23 protein-coding genes are annotated in these 23,170 nt (G+C 64.2%); 10 read left to right on the forward strand and 13 right to left on the reverse strand.

The features are described from left to right. Nucleotides 1-64: 64 nt before the first annotated feature. A complete protein-coding gene (locus RTW82_RS27765; RefSeq protein ID WP_000078291.1) occupies nucleotides 65-1,468 on the reverse strand; it encodes an efflux transporter outer membrane subunit in 1,404 nt (467 codons plus the stop codon). A gap of 100 nt (nucleotides 1,469-1,568) precedes the next feature. Between RTW82_RS27765 and RTW82_RS27770 the strand changes: the two genes are divergently transcribed. The 9 genes from RTW82_RS27770 to RTW82_RS27810 all read left to right on the forward strand — a co-directional run bounded on the left by RTW82_RS27770 (nucleotide 1,569) and on the right by RTW82_RS27810 (nucleotide 11,251). Further along, the gene (locus tag RTW82_RS27770) at nucleotides 1,569-2,210 is read left to right on the forward strand and encodes a TetR/AcrR family transcriptional regulator (RefSeq protein ID WP_024944154.1); all 642 of its coding nucleotides are present in this window, start codon (nucleotides 1,569-1,571) and stop codon (nucleotides 2,208-2,210) included. A gap of 20 nt (nucleotides 2,211-2,230) precedes the next feature. Then, complete coding sequence (locus RTW82_RS27775) at nucleotides 2,231-3,373, forward strand: efflux RND transporter periplasmic adaptor subunit (RefSeq protein WP_223294861.1); 1,143 nt, start codon at nucleotides 2,231-2,233, stop codon at nucleotides 3,371-3,373. 24 nt (nucleotides 3,374-3,397) lie between these two features. After that, the gene (locus RTW82_RS27780; protein ID WP_003092293.1) at nucleotides 3,398-6,502 is read left to right on the forward strand and encodes an efflux RND transporter permease subunit; all 3,105 of its coding nucleotides are present in this window, start codon (nucleotides 3,398-3,400) and stop codon (nucleotides 6,500-6,502) included. An 80-nt stretch (nucleotides 6,503-6,582) separates the two neighbouring features. After that, nucleotides 6,583-6,930, forward strand: coding sequence for a DMT family transporter (locus tag RTW82_RS27785; protein WP_038421338.1), 348 nt, complete (start codon nucleotides 6,583-6,585; stop codon nucleotides 6,928-6,930). Between the two features lie 15 nt (nucleotides 6,931-6,945). Beyond that, on the forward strand, nucleotides 6,946-7,566 hold the full coding sequence (locus tag RTW82_RS27790; protein WP_000837791.1) for a DUF3313 family protein: 621 nt from the start codon (nucleotides 6,946-6,948) through the stop codon (nucleotides 7,564-7,566). Continuing rightward, complete coding sequence (locus RTW82_RS27795; protein ID WP_000063629.1) at nucleotides 7,563-8,720, forward strand: MlaE family ABC transporter permease; 1,158 nt, start codon at nucleotides 7,563-7,565, stop codon at nucleotides 8,718-8,720. The genes RTW82_RS27790 and RTW82_RS27795 overlap by 4 nt, the downstream gene beginning before the upstream one ends. Nucleotides 8,721-8,725: 5 nt before the next feature. Then, a complete protein-coding gene (locus RTW82_RS27800; RefSeq protein ID WP_024944155.1) occupies nucleotides 8,726-9,538 on the forward strand; it encodes an ABC transporter ATP-binding protein in 813 nt (270 codons plus the stop codon). A gap of 91 nt (nucleotides 9,539-9,629) precedes the next feature. After that, entirely contained in the window at nucleotides 9,630-10,364 is a 735-nt protein-coding gene (locus RTW82_RS27805; protein WP_316927095.1) for an MlaD family protein, read from the forward strand. 287 nt (nucleotides 10,365-10,651) lie between these two features. Next, on the forward strand, nucleotides 10,652-11,251 hold the full coding sequence (locus tag RTW82_RS27810; RefSeq protein WP_003124411.1) for an ABC-type transport auxiliary lipoprotein family protein: 600 nt from the start codon (nucleotides 10,652-10,654) through the stop codon (nucleotides 11,249-11,251). Nucleotides 11,252-11,317: 66 nt separating this feature from the next. On the opposite strand, the gene RTW82_RS27815 is transcribed toward RTW82_RS27810, so the two are convergent. The 9 genes from RTW82_RS27815 to RTW82_RS27855 form a co-directional block, all read right to left on the reverse strand. After that, nucleotides 11,318-13,321 carry a relaxase/mobilization nuclease domain-containing protein gene (locus tag RTW82_RS27815; protein WP_000132148.1) on the reverse strand — a complete coding sequence of 668 codons (2,004 nt, stop codon included), beginning with the start codon at nucleotides 13,319-13,321 and terminating at the stop codon, nucleotides 11,318-11,320. Between the two features lie 448 nt (nucleotides 13,322-13,769). After that, nucleotides 13,770-14,357: a S26 family signal peptidase gene (locus RTW82_RS27820; RefSeq protein ID WP_003092304.1), complete on the reverse strand. Its 588-nt coding sequence runs from the start codon at nucleotides 14,355-14,357 to the stop codon at nucleotides 13,770-13,772. Then, a complete protein-coding gene (locus RTW82_RS27825) occupies nucleotides 14,354-14,911 on the reverse strand; it encodes a DUF2840 domain-containing protein (protein ID WP_023093372.1) in 558 nt (185 codons plus the stop codon). Before RTW82_RS27825 ends, RTW82_RS27820 begins: the two co-directional genes overlap by 4 nt. Further along, complete coding sequence (locus tag RTW82_RS27830; protein WP_000147048.1) at nucleotides 14,908-15,171, reverse strand: hypothetical protein; 264 nt, start codon at nucleotides 15,169-15,171, stop codon at nucleotides 14,908-14,910. The genes RTW82_RS27825 and RTW82_RS27830 overlap by 4 nt, the downstream gene beginning before the upstream one ends. Continuing rightward, nucleotides 15,168-15,806: a ParA family partition ATPase gene (parA, locus tag RTW82_RS27835; protein WP_003092312.1), complete on the reverse strand. Its 639-nt coding sequence runs from the start codon at nucleotides 15,804-15,806 to the stop codon at nucleotides 15,168-15,170. The genes RTW82_RS27830 and parA overlap by 4 nt, the downstream gene beginning before the upstream one ends. Nucleotides 15,807-16,047: 241 nt before the next feature. Then, a complete protein-coding gene (locus RTW82_RS27840) occupies nucleotides 16,048-16,893 on the reverse strand; it encodes a replication initiator protein A (protein ID WP_022652188.1) in 846 nt (281 codons plus the stop codon). A gap of 26 nt (nucleotides 16,894-16,919) precedes the next feature. Further along, a complete protein-coding gene (locus RTW82_RS27845; protein WP_001247107.1) occupies nucleotides 16,920-17,204 on the reverse strand; it encodes a helix-turn-helix transcriptional regulator in 285 nt (94 codons plus the stop codon). Between the two features lie 111 nt (nucleotides 17,205-17,315). Next, a complete protein-coding gene (locus tag RTW82_RS27850; protein WP_003092318.1) occupies nucleotides 17,316-18,086 on the reverse strand; it encodes a DUF2285 domain-containing protein in 771 nt (256 codons plus the stop codon). A gap of 342 nt (nucleotides 18,087-18,428) precedes the next feature. After that, nucleotides 18,429-18,776 (reverse strand): DUF2958 domain-containing protein, encoded by a 348-nt coding sequence (locus tag RTW82_RS27855; RefSeq protein ID WP_016487838.1) that lies wholly within the window; start codon nucleotides 18,774-18,776, stop codon nucleotides 18,429-18,431. Between the two features lie 287 nt (nucleotides 18,777-19,063). Between RTW82_RS27855 and RTW82_RS27860 the strand changes: the two genes are divergently transcribed. Continuing rightward, nucleotides 19,064-19,357 carry a helix-turn-helix domain-containing protein gene (locus RTW82_RS27860; protein WP_006379425.1) on the forward strand — a complete coding sequence of 98 codons (294 nt, stop codon included), beginning with the start codon at nucleotides 19,064-19,066 and terminating at the stop codon, nucleotides 19,355-19,357. A 312-nt stretch (nucleotides 19,358-19,669) separates the two neighbouring features. Here RTW82_RS27860 and RTW82_RS27865 read toward each other — a convergent pair whose 3' ends face one another. From RTW82_RS27865 to RTW82_RS27875, 3 genes are all read right to left on the reverse strand, one after another. Beyond that, a complete protein-coding gene (locus tag RTW82_RS27865; protein ID WP_001273857.1) occupies nucleotides 19,670-19,984 on the reverse strand; it encodes a DUF736 domain-containing protein in 315 nt (104 codons plus the stop codon). A gap of 775 nt (nucleotides 19,985-20,759) precedes the next feature. After that, a complete protein-coding gene (locus RTW82_RS27870) occupies nucleotides 20,760-20,969 on the reverse strand; it encodes a hypothetical protein (RefSeq protein WP_022580212.1) in 210 nt (69 codons plus the stop codon). Between the two features lie 61 nt (nucleotides 20,970-21,030). Then, nucleotides 21,031-23,100, reverse strand: a complete 2,070-nt coding sequence (locus RTW82_RS27875) for a ParB/RepB/Spo0J family partition protein (RefSeq protein ID WP_000994919.1) — start codon at nucleotides 23,098-23,100, stop codon at nucleotides 21,031-21,033. Nucleotides 23,101-23,170: the final 70 nt, after the last annotated feature.

A 23,170-nucleotide genomic window follows, 5' to 3' on the forward strand; every position in this document is an offset into this window, starting at 1 on the left:
CACCTTCGCCTTGCGTCACGCTATTTAGCTAGCCTTCGCAAGCTGCTCCAGCATGTTTCTGCGATCAAACAGGAGAGCCGGATAATGCTTTTGCCAGGACGCCCCATTGCATGGCTGTCTCGGCCCGCGTGCGGATCAGCGAAGCCTGCGCTGACAGCACCCCGGCCTCAGCCTCGGCCACCACCGTGGCGTCCACTTGTCCCGCCTCGAACAGACGTCGGCTGCGATCGAGCTGACGCTCCGCGACTGCGACACCCTCGGCCTGATGCTCCAGTGCTGCGTGCTGCGTATGCCAACCGAGATATGCGTTCTCTACGTCCTGCAAAGCACTCAACAAAGTGCGCTCGAACTCCGCACGGGCAGCTCGGCTGCGCGCCTCTCCGGTCTCGATGCCGGCACGGATCGCGCCACCATCGAAGATCGGCAACGACACCCCGGCCCCAAGTGAAAAAATGTTTCCAGTGATGCGGGTTCCCACACTCTCTACGCGCTGCCGTCCGCCGCTCAGGTCCAACACCAGCCTGGGGAAGCGTTCGCCTTCGGCTGCGTTCCAGCGCGCGGTTTCGGCGGCGAACTTCGCTTCGGCGGCGCGCACGTCGGGCCGCTCACTCAGCAGGTCCGCAGGTATGCGTGTCGGTGTCCAGTCCGGGACGGCGAGCGACGCAAGAGTTGGGGAAGCTGCAGGCGCTCCGGGCGTTTGTCCCACTAGTACATCGAGTGCATGCGTCGCCTCGCCGCGCGCACGCCGCAGTTGCTCTTGCTCCACGCGCAGTGCGACGACGCCGGCGCGGGTACGCTCGATGTCGAAGCCGGTAGCTTGTCCGGCCTCGAACTTCCGTTGCATCAGCAAGACGAGTCGTTCTGCGGATGCCAGCCGCGCCGCGGCTAGCGCTTCGAGCTCACTGGCTTGGCGCTGCTGCACAGCCGCCGACACTGTTTCAAACGCGACCTGCCACCGCGTGGCAACCCACGCTTGTTCGGCTGCCACCGCATCCAGGCGCGCACCTTCTGCTGCCTGCGAAAGCCGTCCCGACAGGTCTGCCTCCCACGATGCGGACAACGTGGCGCGGCCATCATTGCCGATTGCAACGTTCTCTGAATAGTCGCGTCCTCGAGTTGCCTGCGTGCCCGCGGACAACGAGGGGAGCAGGGAGGCCCGTGCTCGCCGCGTGGCGGCCGATGCCTCGTCCACGCGCGCTCGCGCAATCGTCAGTTCGGTATTGCGCTCCAGCGCCGCCCGGACCAAGGCATTGAGGTGCGGATCGCCGTAGGCCGTCCACCAATCGACGGGAAGAGTACGGCGGGACGATTTGTCCAAGATGCCTTCACCTCCCTCTTCATTTGAGAAATGGGCCGGTACATCCAGGCGAGGTGGATCGGCAGAGTGCGGGGCATGGCTGCAGGCCGCAAGAAGCAGTAGCGGAGAAATCATGGCAATGAGGCGATAGCGTTCAAGAATTTGAGACATGGCAGCTCCTTGCGCTCCGAAAAAGTCTTGACGGACTGTTGTATGGCTTCTACTATACCGTCTGGACTGTATATGACTCAAGCTTTTTTGGAGCACGACCATGCCGCCCCGCGCGAAAACAAAGTTGCCCCCCCCGTCCACTGCCCATAGCAGCGCCGATGCGCAGCCCGGCCTCCAGCAAGGAGCCCAGCGAACTCGCGACCGCATCCTGCAGGCCGCCCGCGAACTGGTGCTGGAGGAAGGTGCCAGTCGCTTGACACTGGACGCCGTCGTTGTGCGGGCCGGGTTGAGCAAAGGGGCGTTTCTCTATCACTTCAAGACCAAACGCGATTTGTTCGTGACACTGATCGACGAGATGATCCGGGCGTTCGACGCGGTACAAGCCAATCACGAGCGCAGGTTTGCCGGAGATCCGGACCCCTGGCTGTCGAGCCAGGTGGAAGCGATGCCCGACGACGAGATGCAGAAGATGGGCGCAGCGCTGCTCGCGGCAGCTGCGGAAGATCCAACACTTCTCGACCCACTGCGCGAGTGTTACCGCGTGCAGTACGAACGCGTGCGTCGATCCCCGCGTGGCACCGAGACCGCGGCACTCATCATGCTGGCATTGGATGGCGCCCTGTTCGCCGATCTTCTGGGTTTGCCAATACTCGCACCCGCAGAGCGGCGGCATTTCTTTCGGGCGCTCCAGGATCTCGCCTCGGGCCATCTCGAACTTGTCCCGGCAAAAGGACGCACATGAGTCGCGTCCGTAGCGGTGTCATGACCGCGTGCGCACCGCGCTCCTTGGCGGTTGCTTGCACACTATCCATTTCGACTCTGCTCTCAGGGTGCGGAAACTCGCAATCCACCGTATCCGAGCCTCCGCGCGCAGTGAAGCTCGCCGCCGCGCAGTCGGATCTCCCGCATAGCTCTCGCATCGAATTGACTGGCTCGGCGCGAGCAACCGAGCGCAGCATCCTAGGATTTGAAACAGGAGGACGGATCGCCAAGTTGAACGTCGACGTGGGTGAACGGTTCTCCCGCGGCCAAGTCCTGGCAGAACTTGATGCGCAACCTGACCGGCTTCGCGTGACACAAGCGCAAGCATCCCTGGCGGCCGCCGAAGCCGGCCTGATGGATCGACGTGTACAGACAGATCAACAGCGCCGGTTGCTCGAAAGCGAAGTCATCTCCCCTGCTGCGTTCGAGAGCGCGAAGGCGCAGCTAGCGGTCGCAGAGGGTCAAGCGCGCACTGCCAAGGCGGCGCTTGGCCTGGCCGAACGAGCACAACGTGGCACGATGATCGTCGCTCCTTTCGATGGTGTCGTGGCGGAAAAGCTGGCTTTGGCGTTCACCGACATTGCTGCTGGTGCGCCGGTATTTCAGGTCGACGGCGTGCGCAGTGGCACTGAGATCATCGCGAACGCGTCTACTACACAGGCACCTCACATAGATGTCGGCCAACGCGCAGAACTGAGCTGGAGCGGAGCCGAACAACCAATCCGAGCGGTGGTACGTCGTGTCGGTCTGCGCGCCGAAAATGGCTCGCTCCTACCCGTGGTGCTAGTGCCTGAAGATAACGCGCAAGCGCGCGCACTTCGGCCAGGTATTCCCGTACAGGTCGTGCTCGACGCACCTGCGGCAACCTCCAAGACCTCTCGGCCCGAGACTGTATCCATACCTTATGCCTCGCTGGTGCTCGGCACGAAGCCGGGCGAGGCTTCCGTCTTCGTCTACACCCCTGAAGATAAGAAGGTGCACCGTCGCGCGGTGCGCTTCACGCCGGTACAGGAAGGAGACAGCGCGCGCGTCCTCGCTGGACTCAAGCCCGGCGAGACGGTGGTTGCCGCCGGAGGAGGATGGCTCACCGATGGACAGCCAGTGACACCACTGGAAGCCACCACTCAATTGACCAAGCGCTAACGCGATCCACCAGGTTACTTCATCATGAAGATCACCGAGATGGCGCTGCGCGCCAGTCGACTTACCTACTTTGTAGCGCTCATCATTTTCGTCGCCGGCATCGCGACCTTCCTGAATTTTCCTTCTCAGGAGGAGCCGACTGTCACGGTCCGCGATGCGATGGTCACGGCGTTGAACCCGGGGCTGCCCGCCGAACGCGTTGAGCAACTCATTGCCCGGCCGATCGAGGAGCGCTTGCGCGAACTGGCAGAGGTCAAGCGCGTGACGAGCACCGTGCGCGCAGGCAGCGCCATGATCCAGGTCACGATCTGGGACCGCTACACCGACTTGGCACCGATCTGGCAGCGCGTCCGGGCCAAGGTCGCCGATTCGAAGGATGCCTTACCACAGAGCACGATGGGGCCTTTCGTCGACGAAGACTTCGGCCGCGTCGCGGTTGCCTCGATTGCGGTCACTGCACCAGGTTACTCCATGAGCGAGATGCGCGTCGCGCTCAAGCAGATGCGCGACCGCCTGTACACCGTGCCTGGTATTGAGCGCATCACTTTCTACGGCCTGCAGGAAGAGCGCGTCTATCTCGAATTCGATCGGCCTAGGCTCGCGCGATTGGAGCTGACACCACAGGGGGTGATCGACCAACTCGTCAAACAGAACGTCGTCGCTTCGGGTGGACAAATTGTTGTCGGCGGCATCAATGCAACCTTGGCGGTCAGTGGCGAAGTGCGTGACGCTCCCTCCCTGCGAGCAATGCCGATCGCGCTGCCACGACCGCAAAGTAGTACGGCGCCCGTGCCGACGATCGCATTGGGTGAACTGGCGCAGGTGAGTGTGCGGCCAGCCGATCCGCCGGAATCTGCTGCCATCTACAAAGGCCAGCCCGCTGTCGTCATGGCGGTTTCGATGGCCTCCGGTCAGAACGTGGAGCAGTTCGGAAAAGCGCTCAAAGCACGGGTTGCAGACCAGGAGAAGCTGCTGCCGGCGGGTTTCGATCTGTCATACGTCACTTTCCAGGCCGATGTCGTCAAGCACGAGATGGGCAAAATGAACCACGTCATGATGGAGACGATCATCGTCGTCCTCGGTGTCGTCGTGCTATTTCTCGGTTGGCGCACCGGGATCATCGTGGGCATGATCGTGCCGTTGACGATCCTCAGTGCACTCATCGTCATGCGCGCGATGAACATCGAGCTTCAGAACGTCTCGATGGGCGCCATCATCATTGCGCTCGGCTTGTTGGTGGACAACGGCATTGTGATTGCCGAAGACATCGAACGCCGCCTGGCCGGTGGCGAAGATCGTAAGCATGCCTGCCTCGAGGCGGGCCGCACGCTCGCCATTCCGCTGCTCACGTCCTCGCTCGTGATCGTGATCGTGTTCTCGCCGTTCTTTTTTGGCCAGAACGCCACGAGCGAGTATCTGCACAATCTCGTGGTCGTGCTGGCACTGACGTTGTTCGCTTCGTGGCTGCTGTGCCTGACTGTCACGCCCCTATTGTGCTACCACTTCGCCAAACCCCATCACAAGCAGGAGCAGGGCGACGCCTATGACACCCGCTTCTACCGTGGCTACCGGCGCGTACTGGAGTGGGTGCTCCACCATAAGGCGGTCTATGTAGCGTCGATGATCGCGGCGCTTGCCATTGCGCTGTATGGCTTCACCACCCTGCCGTACGATTTCATGCCCAAGTCCGACCGGCTTCAGTTCCAGATTCCGGTGCAGCTCGCCCCCGGTACCGACTCGCGCGAAACGCTCGCCCGCGTGAAGCAGATCAGTGGTTGGCTGGGCGACACGAACATCAATCCAGAAGTCTCCGATCACATCGGCTACGTCGCCGATGGTGGCCCGCGCTTCATCCTTAGCCTGAATCCACCACTGCCGGCATCGAACATCGCGTACTTCGTTGTCACATTGAAGCCGAAGAGCGACATCGACGCCGTCCTCGCCCGCACCCGCAGCTACTTTGCGCAAGCACATGGCGACGTGCGCGCCGAGCCCAAGCGTTTCTCGCTCGGTGCGACCGAGTCAGGGACTGCCATTTATCGCGTCAGCGGTCCGGATGAGGAGGTATTGTTGGGGGCCGCGTCCAAAATCGAAGCAGCGCTGCGCAAGCTGCCCGGCACCATCAACGTCAAGAACGATTGGGATACGCGCGTTGGCCGCATCGACGTACGGGTCGACCAGGACCGCGCGCGTCGGGCGGGCGTGACGACTGAAGACATCGCTGGCGGGCTGGATGTCCGCTACAGCGGCAGATCGATCTCGGTTATTCGCGACGGTGACACCTCCGTCCCGATCGTCCTGCGCAGTATCGTAAGCGAGCGTCGCAGCACGGCAGACGTAGGCGCGACGCTCATCTATCCCACCAACGGCGGTCCAGCGGTGACGCTGGCTCAGGTCGCAGACGTATCGCTCGCGAGCGAGCCCTCGGTCATCCAACGGCGCAATCTCATCCGCACGATCACCGTGCAAGGACAGAACACCTCTTACACCGCCCAGGAGATCATCAACCGCCTGGCGCCTAGCGTCGCTGCCCTGGACCTGCCCGCGGGCTACTCGGTTGAACTTGGCGGCGAGATCGAGGAAGCCGCCGAATCGAACGCCGCGCTGTCGACCTACATGCCCCTCGCATTTCTGGCGATGCTGATGCTGTTCGTATGGCAGTTCAATTCTTTCCGCAAGCTCGGTGTGATCCTCGCGACGATCCCTTTCACGCTTATCGGCGTGGTATTGGCTCTGAAGCTGACCGGCACACCTTTCAGCTTCATGGCGACCTTCGGCGTACTGGCCCTGTTCGGGATCATTGTCAACAACGCCGTGCTCTTGCTGGAACGCATCGACCAGGGGCTAGCGGAAGGCCTGCCACGCCATGAAGCCTTGGTTGGGGCCGCGATACAACGGCTTCGTCCAATCGTGATGACCAAGGTCACCTGCATTTCGGGACTGGTGCCACTCATGCTCTTCTCCGGACCATTATGGAAAGGGATGGCGATCGCGATGATCGGTGGGCTGGCACTCGGAACGCTGGTGACGTTGGGCTTGATTCCGCTGCTTTACGAAGTCCTGTTTGGAATCAAGCGAATTGGGCCGTGGAACCTGAGTGTCGCCACCGCGCATGGAGATCGCTCATGAGTCTCTTGCGAGCCGCCGCGTGCTGCGCATTCTCAGAATTCGTATGCACCCACGCTTCATGCGTATGTCTCGCTAGGCTTATGCGATTCAGCACCCATCCGCTGATCTGGAAATCCTGGTCGATTGTCATTGCCGCAGGGGTTCTAGGAGCGGGCTATCCACTGGGCCTGCGGGCCATCACGGCGGGCGGTCCGATGCGCTGGGTCGGCCTCTGTGTGGCAGTGACGTGCATGGCGGCCAGCGGCGCACTTTTGTGGTTCGCGCTCAAGCGGATTCCGATCAGCGCGGCCTCTGCAGCCTGGGCAGGAATCGGGCTACTTGGAAACTTGGGCGTCGGCGCCCTCCTACTAGGCGATGTCGCATCGGTAACGCGCTGGTCTGGCACCGCCCTCATCGCAGCAGGCATTGCCTGTCTTAGTTTCGTTTGATCAAGGAGACCCATTATGAAGAGCAAAACTGCATTGATCCGCGGCGGCATCTTTTTTTGCGTAGCAGGCGCGCTCTCTGGATGCGCGACCAACAGCATGACGCGCTCCGGATTTCTCGGCGACTACGAGAAGTTATCGCCGACACGATACGAGAACGTACTGATGTACCGCGCAGCGGGATTCGAGCCCAAGCGTTATGCCGCTGTCGTGGTGGAAGAAGCGCAGATCAAGACCGCCTCGGGTCGCATCGATGGGCTCGATGACGCGCAGCAGCGCGAAGTGCTAGACCATGTGACGAGCGAACTGAAACGCCAGGAAGGCAAAAGTCCCGCCCCCCCAGGTGGCGCGGGACAGGTTCGGGTGCGTGTAGCGGTCACCGAACTGCAGACACCGAATCGGGCAGTCAATGCAATGACGACCCTGCTGGTTGGACCCGTGACGACGGGTGGTGCCAGCCTAGAGTTCGAAGCAGTCGATTTAAGGACGGGACGCCGGGTTGCTGCCGCCAGTTGCTTCGAGCGCGGCAACGTCATTAAAGAGTTCGCCGGTTCGTACACATTGCTGGGTCATGCCAAAGCGGCGATCACGAACTGCATCGAGCGCATCGACAGCGCTTGGCGGGACACGCAGCCATGAGCAACGCTTCACAGGCTTGGCTCCGGCAGGATGCCATGGTCGGCGGTGATCACAAATGGCTGGCGGGTGGCGACTGGACGATAGAGCACTACGCCAGTCTGGCAAAATCCGTGTCCGCCGCCCGCATCAGTCATGCCGAGGGGTACGCCACTCCCTTACTCGACTGGACGCAAGTCCAGAGACTGGACACCGCCGGCGCGGCTCTGCTGGTGGAAATTCTCGGGCCAGACTCGATACTCGACCGGCCGGAGGCAGCTCCAAATCTGTCCTCGGATCGCCTCGCCCTAATGAGAGCGCTGGCCGCCGCTGCTACCGATCAGCAGAAGACGGAGAAAGCAGCGGTGAGCGGGAATCCTCTGCTCCGCGGTCTGGGACGCATAGGCCTGACCTTGGAACAGGGCTGTCGTGCGTGTCTTGGTCTGGCCGGGTTCGTGGGCCAGATCATCGAAACATGGAGCCGTACCGTTCGTCACCCGCGTCGCTGGCGCGCGACCTCGGTGATCGCTCAAATCCAGCGATCAGCGGTGGACGCCATTCCCATCGTGGCGCTACTGAGCTTCATGGTAGGAATGGTGGTGGCGTTCCTGGGAGCAACGGTGCTGGCCAACTTCGGTGCGAGCATCTTCTCGGTGCATCTGGTCGCCTTCTCGTTCATGCGCGAGTTCGGAGTGCTGCTCCCGGCCATATTGATTGCAGGCCGTACCGCAAGCGCGTACACCGCCCAAATCGGTTCGATGAAGGCAAATGAAGAGATCGATGCGCTTCGCTCCAACGCGCTCGACCCCATCGAGTTACTGGTGCTGCCACGCGTGCTGGCGCTTCTTGTGTCCTTGCCACTGCTCACCTTAGTAGGCATCTTGGCTGGCATTGCGGGCGGCGCCACCGTATGCGCACTGAGCTTGGAAATTCCTCCCGCACAGTTCCTTGCCATCGTGCAGGAAAAAATCGAGGTGCGCCATTTTCTTGTCGGAATGAGCAAGTCCCCGCTCTTCGCGGTGATGATCGCCGCTATCGGCTGCCATGAAGGGTTCAAGGTCGCCGGTAGCGCTGAGTCGGTAGGCGACCACACGACGTCTAGTGTCGTGCAATCAATCTTCATGGTGATCCTGATAGACGCCATCGCTGCACTGTTCTTCATGGAGATGGGCTGGTGAGCGCGGTGAAGCAAGACACCGACAACGGTGTGCGACACGCTATTGAAGTGCGCGGCCTGGACAACAGGTTTGGAACCCAGCAGGTCCATCAGGACCTAGACCTGGACGTGCGGCGCGGGGAAATCCTTGGCGTGGTGGGAGGGTCAGGCACCGGGAAATCCGTGCTCTTGCGTAGCGTCGTCGGGCTGCAGAAGCCGCATTCGGGCGTGGTCCGTATCGGGGGGCGCGACCTACTGCGAGCCCAATGGCTTGCGCGCGCGCGTATGGAGCGAAGGTTCGGCATTCTGTTCCAGAAGGGCGCGTTGTATTCATCGCTGACCGTCTTGGAGAACGTCGCTCTTCCTTTGATCGAGCATGTCGGTCTGGCGCGGCCTCTTGCCGAGCGTTTGGCAAGAAGCAAGCTGGGCTTGGTGGGGTTGCCTGCCGGAGCGGGAGACAAGTATCCGGCCTCGTTGTCCGGAGGCATGGTGAAACGAGCAGCACTGGCGAGAGCCTTGGCGCTTGATGCGAACATCCTGTTTCTTGACGAACCCACCGCAGGACTGGATCCAATCGGGGCTGCATCTTTCGACCAATTGATTCTGACCCTGCGCAATGCACTGGGCCTCACGGTGTTTCTGGTAACCCACGACCTCGATACGCTGTACACCATATGCGACCGTGTCGCGGTCCTGGCGAACCAGAAGGTACTCATCAACGACGGCATCGAGGCAGTCGAGCGCTTCAAGCACCCGTGGATACAGGAATACTTTCACGGCCCCCGTGGCCGTGCGGCCGCACAGGCCACTGGTGCTTCCAGCCAAGAGACGCAGCCATGAAACCCCTCCGCATCTGCATCATTCTTCCGTCGCGCACGCATTGGGCTGGGCGCACGCAATATTTAAACTCTGAGAACGAGGTGGTCTGATCATGGAACCACGTGCCCATCATGTATTCATTGGTCTGTTCGTCGTGCTGCTCGGTGCGATTGGTATTGGCTTCGCGCTTTGGCTCAGCGACACACGTTCCGACCACGATTACCAGTATTACCGGATTATGTTCGATGAGCCAGTGACCGGGCTTACGCCCGGCAGCCAGGTTCAGTACAGCGGAATCACGATTGGCGAAGTCGTTGCACTTTCTCTTTCACCGCGAGACCCAAGGCGGGCGATAGCGCGCGTACGCATCAATGCCACCATCCCGGTCCGGCAGGATACCCGCGCTGAATTGGTCATCACGGGAATTACCGGCAACGCGGTGATCGAGTTGAGCGACGGTGGGCCAAACGTGCCATTGCTGGATCGGAGAGAGGACGAGGAACCGTTGATCCTCGCACCACGTTCGGCGATGGCATCCCTGGTCTCCGGTGAGGGGAACAGCATGACGACACTCAACGGCATCTTGCTGCGCACGCAGGAGTTACTGTCGAAGGAGAATTTGGCTCTTGTGCACCGCAGTCTGGTGAATCTTGAACAGACCACGGGCGCGGTCGCTGACCAGAGGGCCGAGATCGCGACGTTAATCAGCAATCTGACCGAAGCAAGCAGAGAATCGACAGCTGCCGTGCGCCAAGCAAATAGCACTCTTCGCGATGCCAACCTGCTACTAAATAACGATGGTAAGCAAATCATGGTGAACACGCGTGATGCAACGGCATCCCTCTAACGCGCCGCTTTCAGGGTTGAGACGCTACTGCAAAACAATCAGGAATCGCTGAACCAGGGCTTGGCCGCCACAGGTCCTGCCATGCACGAACTCCAGCAGGCGCTGGCCAATCTAAACACCGTGCTGCGCCGACTGGATCGCAATCCGGCGCAATACCTGCTCGGTGGAGAGAACATTGAGGAAACCAAGCCGTGAACACTTCCGCCAGGATGATTCCCGTCGCTGCCGTGACTATGACGCTAGTACTCGGCTTGTCCGCGTGCAGTGTGCTTCCCAAAGCAGCTCCAATGGTCACCTACAAATTGCCCGACTATCACATCGCCCAGGCGGAGAGTACGCCGCGCGCCGTTCCGGGACCCGGGGCGCTGCGCGTCTACGCCCCTGAGAGTAGTCGCGTCCTGGATTCGGAGCGGCTGTTCATTGCGCAGCCCGATGGTCGCTTGTCGGCTTGGCAAGGAGTGCGTTGGGCCGACCCCGCACCGGTGCTGCTGCGTGACCGAATCGTCGAAGCCTTCATGCGCGATGGGCGGTCGACTTCCGTGATTACCGATAGCACCCCAATGAGCGCCGATATGGAGTTGCGCAGTACGCTGCGGGCGTTCCAGCTCGAATACCGCGGCACTGAAGCGATCGCCGCGGTTCGGCTCGATGTGCAACTGGTCGATCCGGCCAAACGGACTGCTATTGCCAGTAGACGCTTCGAAGCAATCCAAGCCACAGGCAGCAAGCGAGAGGCCGATGTGGTGAGCGCGTTCGGTGTCGCCACGGATATATTGGCCGGGCAGATCGTTGAATGGGCAGTTCAGGTCGGGGCAGCGCGTTTGCGAGTTGCACCGGAATTGGCAAGCAACCATGCACCCACAGCGTCGTCGATAAGCACAGACTAGTCGTCTTAACGGAGCACAGAAGCTAGGGCCAAAACGCTGCTCGACACCTTAACTCGGTACGACAGCCTACGGCCCCGATCCAATCCCAGGACCTCTTTGCCGTCCAACCTCCCATGACACACCGCCGCCGCGTACAGTCGCGGCGATCTGCTGCCCCAGTCGTGGCTCGATTATCGGCCGCCAAGGCACCAGACTGAATCCCATGCCGTCATCGAGCAGCGCATAGCGACCGCTGGCGAGCATGACCGAGCGCCGGTAGATGCCGGCTACGCGCTGCCCGTCTGTGACGTGCCGATGCTCCAATCCGCTATCGGCGGCAATGTGCTGGGCGGCCTGCGCCAGCTCCCGATTGCGCAGCGTTTCCAGCAGATTCCGGGAGAGAATCAGCCGCTGCCCGCGCCGCTGGGCCAGCCCCTGTTCTTCGAGGAAGTCGGCGCGCTGCTGCAAGGCTTGCCTAGCATCGCCGCCAAAGCCCAGGTCGCCCAGTCCCTTGCCGCCGCCGATCAACTGCTGATCCAGCCAGGTCGCGCCGATGACGCGGGCCTGCCGTTCAATCGGCAGATGCGATTTCAGTTCGACCGCCACGCCGCCCAGCCGCTGCGCGTCGTACTGGCGGCCACGCTCGGCCAAGTCGTCCGGCACCTTCCATAACCCCTCGGCCACGCGCTCCACGATGCCGGCCCGCCGTAGGGCTTCCAGCCGGCGGATATGGGCCGCCACAGCCTCTTGCGGGTCGCGGCCGGGCTTGGCTCGGCCTTGCTCGATCGCCAGGTGGTGATCGGTGCGGTACAGGCCATTGCTCGCCAGCGTGGCGATGTTCTTGTCGGCCGCCCGCACCTCGGCGGAACCGCGTACCTCCACCACCGCGCCGATGGGATAGTTCGCCAGCTCGTCGCGGGCGTCCAACGCGACGTAGTGGGCTTTGCCGTCCAACCCGTCGATGACCAGATAGCCGCGGTCGTGCAGCTCGTCGGCCAGACCCTTAGCAGCCACGCGACCGACGATAGTGCGGCCGTCGTCGCCCGGCTCGAACACCGCCAGCTCGCGAGGCTTGCCGCTCATGGCCCGCTGCATCGTTCGGATGATGTCGCCACGCTCGCCCAGGGCACGCAAGGTCTTCTCCGCGTCCGCATGGACGGCCCAGGTGCCGGGCTGCACCTCGTCGGCCAGGCCCAGGCGCTGCAAGTGTTGCAGGCGGCCGATCAGCAGCAGGCGCTGGCGTTGCAGCCGGGGTTCGTTGAAGCGTTCGATCTGCACCCGGCCATCCTCGCCGGCCTCGCGCTGCAACGTGCGGTCGAGGCTCGTCCACCGCTCTTGCTCCACCTCGCGCTGCAAGGTCTGCTGGATCTCCAGTTCGGTGCGCGGCCCCAGCCATTCCGTCGCCAGCTCGGCGGCGCGATGGCGGAAGCCGTGGGCGATGTAGTCGCCCGCGATGATGAGGTCTTTGCCGGTATCGTCGCGTCCGCGCACGATCAGGTGCGTGTGCGGGTTGTCGGTGTTCCAGTGATCGACCGCCACCCAATCCAGCCGCGTCCCCAGGTCGGCCTCCATCCGGTTCATCAGGTGCCGGGTGTAGGTGCGCAGGTCGTCCAGCTCCGCACTGTCTTCAGGTGAGACGATGAAGCGGAAATGATGTCGGTCGTCCTGGCAGCGTTCCTTGAAGGCATCGAGGTCGGCTTCGTCGGTCTGCGGCCCGTAGGCACGGCCCGGCTCGCCGTTCCGGCCGGCACCGTCGCGCTCGATGTAGCGCAGGTGCTTGGCGAGCGACTGCGGACTGGCGTTGCGCTGGTTGACCAGCAGCGTCTTGATGGTCACGCGCCGTGACATAGGGGTCAGCTTTGCGCCTGCGAAGCGCGCCGCCGTATGGCCGCGTCCAAGCCGTGAGCCGGGCCGCTGGCCGGCGTGCTGGCCGCTCCCGCCAGCGGTAGGACGGCGCACCGCCGACTTGCCGCCGCTGGCCTTGCCAGCCTGCTTGAGCACCTTGGAAACGAAGCTCTGGCCCTGGCCTTTGCCTCGGTTCTTCGGCGCGCCAGGGCGCACCCAGAAATCATGGTCGCCGCGGTCGGTCATGGCTGTGCTCCCTGCAAGCTCCGGCGTGTCCGAGCGTGCGAAGCACGCGGACATGCCTGCATCGGCGCGTGCCTCGCGCCCCACGCGGCACGGCGGCGAAGCCGCGCCGTGCCGCGCCACCCCCACGTGCAGACTGGCTTTGCGGGCGGCAGAGTGCCGAACCCTTTTGTCTTGCCTTCCGCCTTTGCCCCTCGCTCCCGCTCCGGGCATCGGCGGCCCGGCGGCGCTGCTGCACGAGCAGCCAGCCCGCCGGCGAACACGCCAATGGCCGCAGGCCAGGCGCGTTCGAGGCAAGACGCCTGCACGTTGGGCGGCTGCGCCGAAGGCAGCGCGAAGTGCGGTGCGAATGCACCCGCACTGCACGCGCGACGACACGGCGACGAACAGTAGAACGACATGCCCGATGGCACGATGAGAGGCGCGGCAAAGTGCAGCGAATCGGCGGCCATCATGGACGTGTCTCCAGCCAGATCGGATGCGCAACGCCGATCACGGCGAACGCGCTGACCGGCCCGAAATAGCGGCTGTCGAACGACGCCGGGTTGGTCGCGCTCAACAGGAACAGTTCGCCCGGTTGGAGACGGCGGCAAAGCTGCAAGGATGGCAGCGGCCGGCCCAGCCGGTCGGCAGGCAGGGCGGCGGCCACCGGCACGCCGTCGATGCGAACCTGGCCGGCGACGATGCAAACGTGTTGTGGCGCGACTGCGCCCACACGTTTGAGCAGCGGAACGCGGGTCGGCAGGTAGCCGCGCTGCGCAGCCAGCATGGCGGCCCTGTCGGGCAGCGGCATCAGCACGATGCTGTCCACGGACAGCGGACGTGGCCGCGAGGCGGTGCGCGGGTCGAACGGTTCGATGCGATACCAACCGACCGCCACGCTGTCGGACGGGTTGTAGGCCATTCGCGGCAGGGGCTGCACGAACGCCGCCCAGGCCAGCGCAGCGAGGCCGACGGTGGCGAAGCCTGCCAGCACGAGGCGAGCGCGCAGGCGCGAGCGAGGATGCGGCACGGGGCCGGTCGTGGAAATCGTGGTCATGGCAATGCCCTCCCGGCCAGCCAGGCGGCGTGCCGTTCTGCGGTGTATGTGGGTAGCGCCGAGCGCGCTGCGAGCCGGTTCGCGAGCGTGCGCCAGTACGCGGGCGATGTGTCTGCGGCTGCGATGCCCAGCGCCTCGATGCCGTCGATGCGTTCCAGCACGGCGCGCACGTTGGCATCGCCTTCGGCGTGCAGCAGCAGACGCGCGCCCGGCTGCACGCCGGGGATGCGCTGCACGGCGTCCAGCGGCGTGGCGGTCTGCATCACCATGAGCTGCCAGCGGATCGTGCCGTAGTCGTTGGCCTGCCAACGGATGCGGCACAGAACCGCGTTCGGCAGGAACACGGCGCAGCGCCGCCAGCGGTCGAGCTGGAGCGTGCGCGCCGGTTCGCCGAAGCGCAGGTAGAGCTTGAAGCGCGGTTCGATGTAGGCCAGCGCCACGCGCGTCAGCGGCACGTTGCCGGCCTGGCCGGCGAGTGTCGAAGGCGCCGGCGGCGGCGCAGCCGTGGGCGCACTTGCTTTGGGGGTGTGGGCGGTCGAAGCGGATGCGTTCACGGCGTGCCCTCCGGGGGAAACTCCCGCTCCAGCAGGTCGCGCAGCAGTTCGGCTACGGTCACGCCTCGCGTGAAGGCCGACACCTTGATGCGCGCCCGCATGGCGGGCGTGATGTCGAGCGTCAGTCGAGCGGTGTAGAGGTCGCCTTTCTGCACGGCATCTGCGTCGCCCTGGCGAATCCACGCTTCGGCGTGCGGATTCGCTGGGGGACGCGCACCGATGCCGACGCGCTTGCTGCGTGGTGGTGGCTTCCCAGTCATGTCGGCCACCGCAGCAGTTCGTCGGTGAGCGCGGCGATCTCGCGGGCAGCGGCGCTGTCGGGCGCGGTTTCGCGGGCGAGCCGGCCAGCGGCTACGCTGTCGGCAAAGACGATGCGCTGGTGGATCTCCGAGCGCAGCGCGGGCAGCGGCTGTTCGGCCAGCGATTGCCGTGCCTCCCTGCCGATGATGGTGGTGCTGACGCGCCGGTTGATGACGAAGGCCGCGCGCAGCGCTGGCCGGAACACCTGTGCTTCGCGGATCAGTGCGACCATCTCGGCAGAAGCCCATACGTCGTAGGGGCTGGGCTGCACGGGGATCAGCACGCGCTCGGCCGCCAGCAGCGCGGAACGCGCGAGGGCGGCGATGCGCGGCGGGCCGTCGATGATGATGTGATCGGCCCGCCTGGCGAGTTCTGGCGCTTCCTGATGCAGCGTTTCGCGGGCAAGGCCCACGGCGCTGAACAGACGGGGCAGGCCCTGCTGGCTACGCCGCTGCGTCCAGTCGAGCGATGACCCCTGCGGGTCGGCATCCAGCAGGATGACATGCAGGCCGCGCATCGCCAGTTCGCCGGCGATGTGCGTGGCGAGCGTGGTCTTGCCGACGCCGCCTTTCTGGTTGAGAAACGCGAAGATCATGGCGCGGCCCTCCGAGCTGGAAAGCCGGCCTGGCCGTGCCGTTTCGTGGTTGTCCACCGAAACGGCGCGCTTCTACTAAAAGTTATGTATTTCTTGTTAGGTAAGTTAGAGGGAACGCAAACCCGCGCCGTTGTTGGCTTTCCGGCGTTTTCGTACTCCTGATAGCACGAGGGTCGTACTCCTGATAGCACGATACCCGGTACTCCTGATAGCACGAGGCCGTCCACAGGTTCTCCCGCAGTTATCCCCGTGCCGCGTGCGGCACGGGCCGGAAGGTCAGCAGCTCGGTGTTGTCGTCCGGCATCCGCTCGATGCCGAGGACGTAGCCGGGCAACGACTGCCGCGCCACCAGGGCGCGCACGTCGTAGGCGAAGTCCGAGAAGCGGGCCGCGCTGCCGGATTTGCGGTACAGGTGTCGGAAGTCGAATTGCCAGCCGTGCTCCTGCCGCCCGCCATGCTTGCGCACCAGGCGGTACAGCCAGCGTTCGATACCGCCCTTCAAGCGGAAATAGGCCGGGTCGATGGTCAGCACCAGGGCGGCGTCGAGCACGCCGGCATAGAACCAGTCCGGCAAGATCAGCTCGATGCCCAGCGGGGTGCCGCTGGCGTCGGCGAGTTCCTTCCACTCGTTGATCCACGAGAAGCGATGCAAGCGCCTTCCCGTGGTTTCGCGGATGGACGTGGCCACCGTGGTCGATTGCAGCCGGTCGAGGGCGGCCTTCAGGCGCTGGTAGTCGTTGAGGGACGTGCCGCGCCCGATGAAGCGCAAAATCTCGTAAGGCGTGGCGCGTATCCAGCGCGACGGGCGCAGGCCCGCGTCGCGCGCCTCCACGATCTGCGAGGCGGCCCATATCAGCACGTCGGCATCCCATATCGTTGCGATGCCGTGCTCCTGCGTGCCTTCCACGCGAATGGTGACGTTCCCGCTGCGGAAGTCGATCGGCGCCGTGCGCCGCGACTTGGCAAGCGAGAAGAACGGAAAGGCCATCAAGTCCTGGGAATCGCGTGGCGCCATGTCGCCCGGCAGCGCGCGGAACAGATCGAGCTGTTCGCGCTGCGGCAAGGCTTGCCCTGGCGGGCTGGACATGGCGAAGGCCACCCACGCGCCGACGATCAGCGGCCATCACGGTAGTCGCCCGCGTGGCGCTCGGCGTATTCGGGATCGGACGTGGCCTCGTAGCTGCGCTGGTCGGCCCAGGCATCGAGGTCGGACACCGCGTACATGACGCGGCGGCCGAACTTGCGGAACTTGGGGCCGCCGCCGATCACCCGCTGCTTCTCCAGCGTGCGCGGCGACAGCCGCAGGTAGTCGGCGGCTTCGTCGTTTGTCAGGTAGCGTTGAGGCTGCGAGGTCGCAGTGACGGCAGCGGCGGCAGGCCGCGAGGGAGCAGGTCGCATGGGATGTACCTCCATCAAGCCCGGCCACACCACGCGGCCGGATAGAGGCACTCTCAAGAAAGCAAGGCTTCTTGCTAAGGGACGATTCGCACGGGTCGAGAAACGTCCCCCCTAATGCGACGGGAACATTGGAAGCTGCGCTAGTCGGCGGTAGCCGCCGTGCATCAGCTCATCGCCGCGGCGTACCAGCCGCCGTACGCGGGCACGCAATGCACTGTCTTTGTGCCAGTCGGCCGCGACGGCATCCGCGCCGAACAGACCTTCGCCCACCTCGCGCAAGGAGGCTCCCGCGAGGGTCGCGTCGAGCGCTTGCAAGGTATGCAGTTCCAGCAGCGCGGCGGGCGTGGGGCGGGAGCGGGCTGTTGCCACAGGCGTGGCCACGGTTGCGGCAGATAGCGCATCCAGCTTCGCAGCGAGCGTGCGGTAGCGCGCACAGGGCGTGGCGCAGGCGCGTGTGGCGTAGAGATAGGCCGAACCATCTTCCAGGTCGGGTGCGAGTGCCAGCCGAACGCAGCAGCCTGGCCAATGCGATACGAGCACCAGGCGCTTGCCGTCGTGGGTCAGTTGCTTGCGCCCAGGAATGCGCCAGAACTCGAAGGTATGCGCATCGGGTGGTGGGTCGGCGTCGGGGTATAGCTGCACCACGGCATCGTGATCGGGGAACCAAGCAGGATGTGCGTCGCGCGCATCCAGGCCGGGATCTTCCAGCAGGCGCAGGCCCCAGGCCTGCGCCGCATCAGGCTTGCGACGCCGGCGTAGCCAGTCGCGCCGGTAGCTTGGATTCCTGCGCAAATACTCCCAAGCCAGCGCTGGGCCATCGAGGTGCAGCGTGTAGAGATACGCGGCCGTGGGATACCAGTGTTGGCTGCTGCGGTCAGTCATGGCGAAACCTCCCTGTTTCTGGGAACGTCGCCACAATTCCGCTGTGCGGGAGCTATCGAATCGCCATCAAGTGGTCATCAAACTCGGGTTACGCTTTAACTGCTGGTGTCAAGACAGATTCGCTCCAGTGCATTGCCGAAATCGTCTAAATGCGACGACTGCACCGCCCGGAAATGGGGTGCAGCATTGAACACCGTGCCGAATCTCGCGCCTGGCATCATGACTGTTTTGGTCAGGAGCGCACCACCCTGGTGCAAGCATGCGGATCAAGACTTGCCAGGTCTTGGCTAAGACCGAAATAGTCACAATGCGATACTTTTTGCCTGGTCGCGCTGGAATGCGTCAATCGGTGATCGAACCGTTTTCCTGAGCCAGTCGAACGTATTCCGACAGCGGCCGCGTCGGCTGGAAATACCGATCTCGTATCACGGGCTGCTTGAGCGGCCCGACGATGGACGCCAGATCGGACAGCTTCACCGTCGCCAGGGCAGGCATCCCGATCCCGAGGTCGATCAGGCCGTAGGCCGTATCGCCATCGGTCGGATCGAGCGCGGCCAATAGCCAGGTCGCATGTGCGTCCGGTGTGAACAGGCGCACCACGGGCAGCGGGTCACATTCCTGGCCTGCGGCGCGGGTGAGGCCGTGGGCCAGTAGGTGCACCCGGTCTTCCTCGGTGACAAGCGTGGTCAAGGCCGCGCCCCTTCCACGAACACACGCAATCGCCGAGGCGCATCTGTGCCTGCGGACGGATGCACGTATGCGCAAGCGCACGAAGCCGCAAAAGCGGAGAGGCACGAAGGCGTATTGGTGGAAGTCAGGAAAGACACGGATGCGGTTCCCTGGGTCTGAGGAAATCCGCAGATGCGGATCTCCGTAAAAGCACGGAAAAGGAAAACATCACCACCAAATGAACACTATAGATTGTAGTCCTATAGGGCGCAATGGGCTGTCATCTTGGTTTTTTGGGGAAACCATAGGTGGCAGCGAAGAACTCATTGGCAGCGGCGATTCGGACGGTAAGGAAGGCGCGTGGTTTGAGCCAGGAAGCGTTCTCCAACGTGTCCAGTCGCACCTACATGAGCACGCTGGAGCGCGACCTGAAAAGCCCAACCATCCAGAAGCTGGCCGATCTGTGCGAGGTCATGGAAGTGCATCCGCTCACGCTGCTCACATTGGCTTATGCCGGTGACAGCACCCGCGAAGCTGATGAATTGCTGGCACAGGTGCGCCAGGAACTCAGGGCGATATTGGAAGAGCCCGACACGCCTTAGCGCGTTGGCGTGTGGTACTGAATTGCAGCAAGCGGAGCGCGCAGCGCCGCAGGCGCGAAGGCGTGAGGGATTGAAGCCGGATGGCCGTGACGGCTTGCCGGCACGGGGCGAAGCCCGAAAGCCCGGCGGCGCTTACAGCGCCGACACGCCACACACCGCTCGTTGACACGGATTGCGAGCCACAAGGCACGCATGCAGGCCCGCCGTGACGGGCGTATCCAGCACGCGGCAGCAGCAGAAATCCTGCGCGTGCGGTGCTGCGATCAGCAGCATCGCGCCCCGCCGCAGTGGGCGGGACGCGGTAAGCGGCTGTCAGGCCGCCTTCGGCTTGTTGCGCGACCAGATCAGGTCGTGCGTGCCGTCCTCGTTCTCGATCAGGCGGGCATAGACCGTCGCCGGGAACGAAGGGTCGTCGATGGATACGGACAGGTATTCCCGCCCGGCCTCGCTGGTCTTCTTCCACGCTGCGCCGACTTCGTGGCCAGCCGCTTGCAGGTGGAAGTCGGGGGCGTTCTCGGTGTCGCCCTTGTCGTTGGGAACCAGCTTGACCTTGACGTTGAGCGTCAGGGTGCGAAGCGTGCCGGTGAAGCCGTCTTTCTCTGCGGTGAAGGTGCCGATGTTAGCCATGATGTTTCTCCTTTCGGGTTGAACAAGGTCGCGCCAGTGCGTCCTTGTTGTGATCCGGCCGGCGGGGGATGGGCTGGTCGCACCGCACAGCGGTCGCAACAACGTGGAGAACCTGGAAGCGAAAAGAATTTGTCCCGCGAGGAATGCGCGCAGCGCAGGGGAAATTGTTTTCGCTGCAAGGTTGCGGCCATCAAGCACAAGGCGCAGCCGCGCCACCGCCAGGATTCACAACAAGACAAGGACGCACAGGCCGCCCGCTCCCGAATGGAGACGTGGCCAACTCGGCATCCCCGCGTGACGGCTGCACCGGCTTGCGCCCTGACGCGGGCCAGGTCAATGCCCCGACGACAAGGCCAGAGCGCCCCTGCCGCAGCTCACGGCCACATACTGAGGCGTGGTGTGGAAGCTCCATAGAAGCGAGGCTGGGCGGCGTGTCGGTGAACCGTCTTTCGTGACGTACAGACAACGAACCGCCAGCGTCGGGGACGGCACGCTTTCGTGCAACCTGCCGCAGCAAGCCGGGGCGTAGCCACACCAGCCCCGCCCATTGCGGCGGGGCTCGGTCGAATCGTTGGCGGCGCGATGCGCCGCCACACTTGCTGGCTTCGTGGATTTCGCGCACGAGCGCCCTTGTGCGTGGCCCCATCGCCGCCTGTCCGAAGGCGGCGATGGGGCGTTTTGGCTTTGAGCAGTGAAACCGGGCGCGGCCACCGCCGCGCCCGGAGTTTTCGACCACCGGCCCCAAGGCGGCACGGCTTGGGGCCGGTGCGGCTCGTTATTCCTTGGTTTCGATGATCCACCACACGGCGCGCGGCAAGGCGCGGCCCGTGAGGGGATGCAGATCGGTCAGGTCGGCGCGGGCCGTCCAGCCACGCGGCGGACGGTAGCCGCGCACGTCGCCGTCGCCGTGCCAGCGGCGGGCGCGCACCGTGCCGGAGGCATAGGTCGCAGCTATGCGGGGGCGGTTTGCGGGTTGGTGGGTCATGGCAGGCATCCTCAACATGAAGCGCCCCGGCCGGAACCGGGGCGCTATCTACGGTGCGAAGTCACGCGGCCAAAGCCTCGGCCTGCGGCTGGTCATCCGCCACGGCGGCCACTTCTTCCTGTGCTTCGGCTTCGCCATCCGCCGGCGCGTCCTGCCCGGTCTGCTGCGGGCCTTCGGAGCGGAAGATGGCGGGCATCCAGCCGGTGCCAGCGGCCAGCCGTTCGGCTTCGCTGGCAATGTCGCCCTTCTTCAACTTCGCCAGTCGGGTGACGTGCGAGGGCGCGAACCCGCCAACGGCTTCCAGAATCGCGGCCTTCGGCACATGCCGGAAGTAACCCTCATTGGTGGGCTGCCACCACGCGGCCATATCCAGCCCCACGGCCTGCGCCAGTTCCGCGCCGGGCTGGTGCGGCGTGGCGCGAGGCGTCACCACGTCCACCGTGGAAGCTAAGCACACGGCCAACAGCCGCACCAGTTCATCCTGTGATTTCGCCAGCAGCGCGGCGAACAGTTCGGCGCTGTCCTCCGGCAAGGTTTCGCCTGCCACCTGTTGCAGTTCGCGCAGCGCCACGGCGGCGGGTGATTCCGGCCAGTCCGGGGCCATGCCTTCCAGCCGGTCTTGCACCGTGAGGCGCACACCCAGCGGCAGGTCGTGCCCGTAGTGCCTTTCCTGCAAGACGGTCTGCACCATGCCATGCACCACGGCGGCCAGCGCTGCTTGCGGATGCCGTGCAACTTCGATTTGCAGCGCAGCGGTACGGTGCGCGCTCAACCGCTGCGCCAGTCGGTCAGACATGGCGGCGGTCTTGGGCTGCTCGTCGTCCTCGCCTGCGTCCTCGTTCGCGGCTTCGCCTTCGCTGCCGAAACCCTGCCGCAGCCGCTCCAGCGTGCGCAGTGCCTTGGCCTCCGCTTCGCGCAGCAGCCCGCGATGAATCGCGGCCTGCCCGTCGCGGTCGATGGTGACAATGGCACCGGCTGCGGCCTTCACGTTGGCCGCATAGTCCAGCAAGCCATCTTCCAGCGCCTGCAACTGCTCGCCCAGGCGTTCGCCTTCTTCCTGCAAGGCATCGGCCTTTTCCTCGTCCTCGTCGTCCAGCGCGGCATCCACCGCCTCGGCCAGTTCGTGCAGCTTGGTTTGCAGCTTCTCGATGCGCTGCGCGTCGCGCTTGTTCGGACTGCGGCGTTCCCTTGGCGCACGCTGGAAGGCTTGCAGATCGGCATGGGTCATGCCCGGCGTGGCATCCACCCACGCCCAGCCCTCGGCCTGCACCTTGGCGGCGATACCTGCCAGCTTGTCCTGCGCCAGCCGTTCCAGCAGTGCGGCATCGGTCAGATACACGCCTTTGTCGCCCTCCGCGAACAGGTCGCGGCGGATGCCACCGCCTTCCTGCTCGTAGCCGTCCAGCCCGACAAAGCGCACCAGCGGATGCCGGTAGGCGTCGATTTCGCGTTCGGTCAGGCGGTCGCGCAGGTTGTGCGGGCCGCGCTGCCATGTGGGCGCATCGTAGAACGCGGCTTCCTGCGCAGCATGGTCGTCGGTGATGGCGAGGGCCATCAACTGGTCAAGGCTCACGGCCTCGGCCCGGTAGTCGGCCAGCAGGCGCGGCGACACGTTGGCGAGTTTCAGACGGCGCTGCACCACCAGCGGCGTGACGCTGAAATCCGCTGCAATGTCCTCGATGCTGCGGCCTTCGGCCACGAGCGCGGCGAACGCCTCGAACTGGTCGGCGGGGTGCATGGCTTCGCGCTGCACGTTCTCGGTGAGGCTGGCCGTGCGGGCGGTGCCATCGGCCACCAGCAGGCAAGGCACCTCCCATTCCTTGCTAATGCGGTGCTTTTTCGCCAGCAGCTTCAACGCTGCGAGGCGACGGTCACCGGCCACGACCTCGTAATGCTCGCCATCGGCGGCGGCAATCACGATGAGGTTTTGCAGCAGGCCGACACGCTGGATGCTGGCGGCGAGTTCGGGAATGGACATGCGCGGGGTCTTGCGCACGTTGCGGCCAGTGGGACGCGACACCAGCCGCGACAGCGGAACCAGAATCAGGTTCTTGGTCGGATCAGCGGCTTCCAGCGGGATAGCGGCGGCGGTGTTGATGGCGCGGGCTTCGGTTTGGGTAACGGCGTTCATGGTGATAACTCCTATCGGTTCAGGGATGCAGCAGCGAAGAAAGCGACAAGGGCTGCTGCCTGCCCCTGCC

Source organism: Pseudomonas sp. zfem005, from assembly GCF_032621735.1.
Taxonomy (GTDB): Bacteria; Pseudomonadota; Gammaproteobacteria; order Pseudomonadales; family Pseudomonadaceae; genus Metapseudomonas; species Metapseudomonas solani.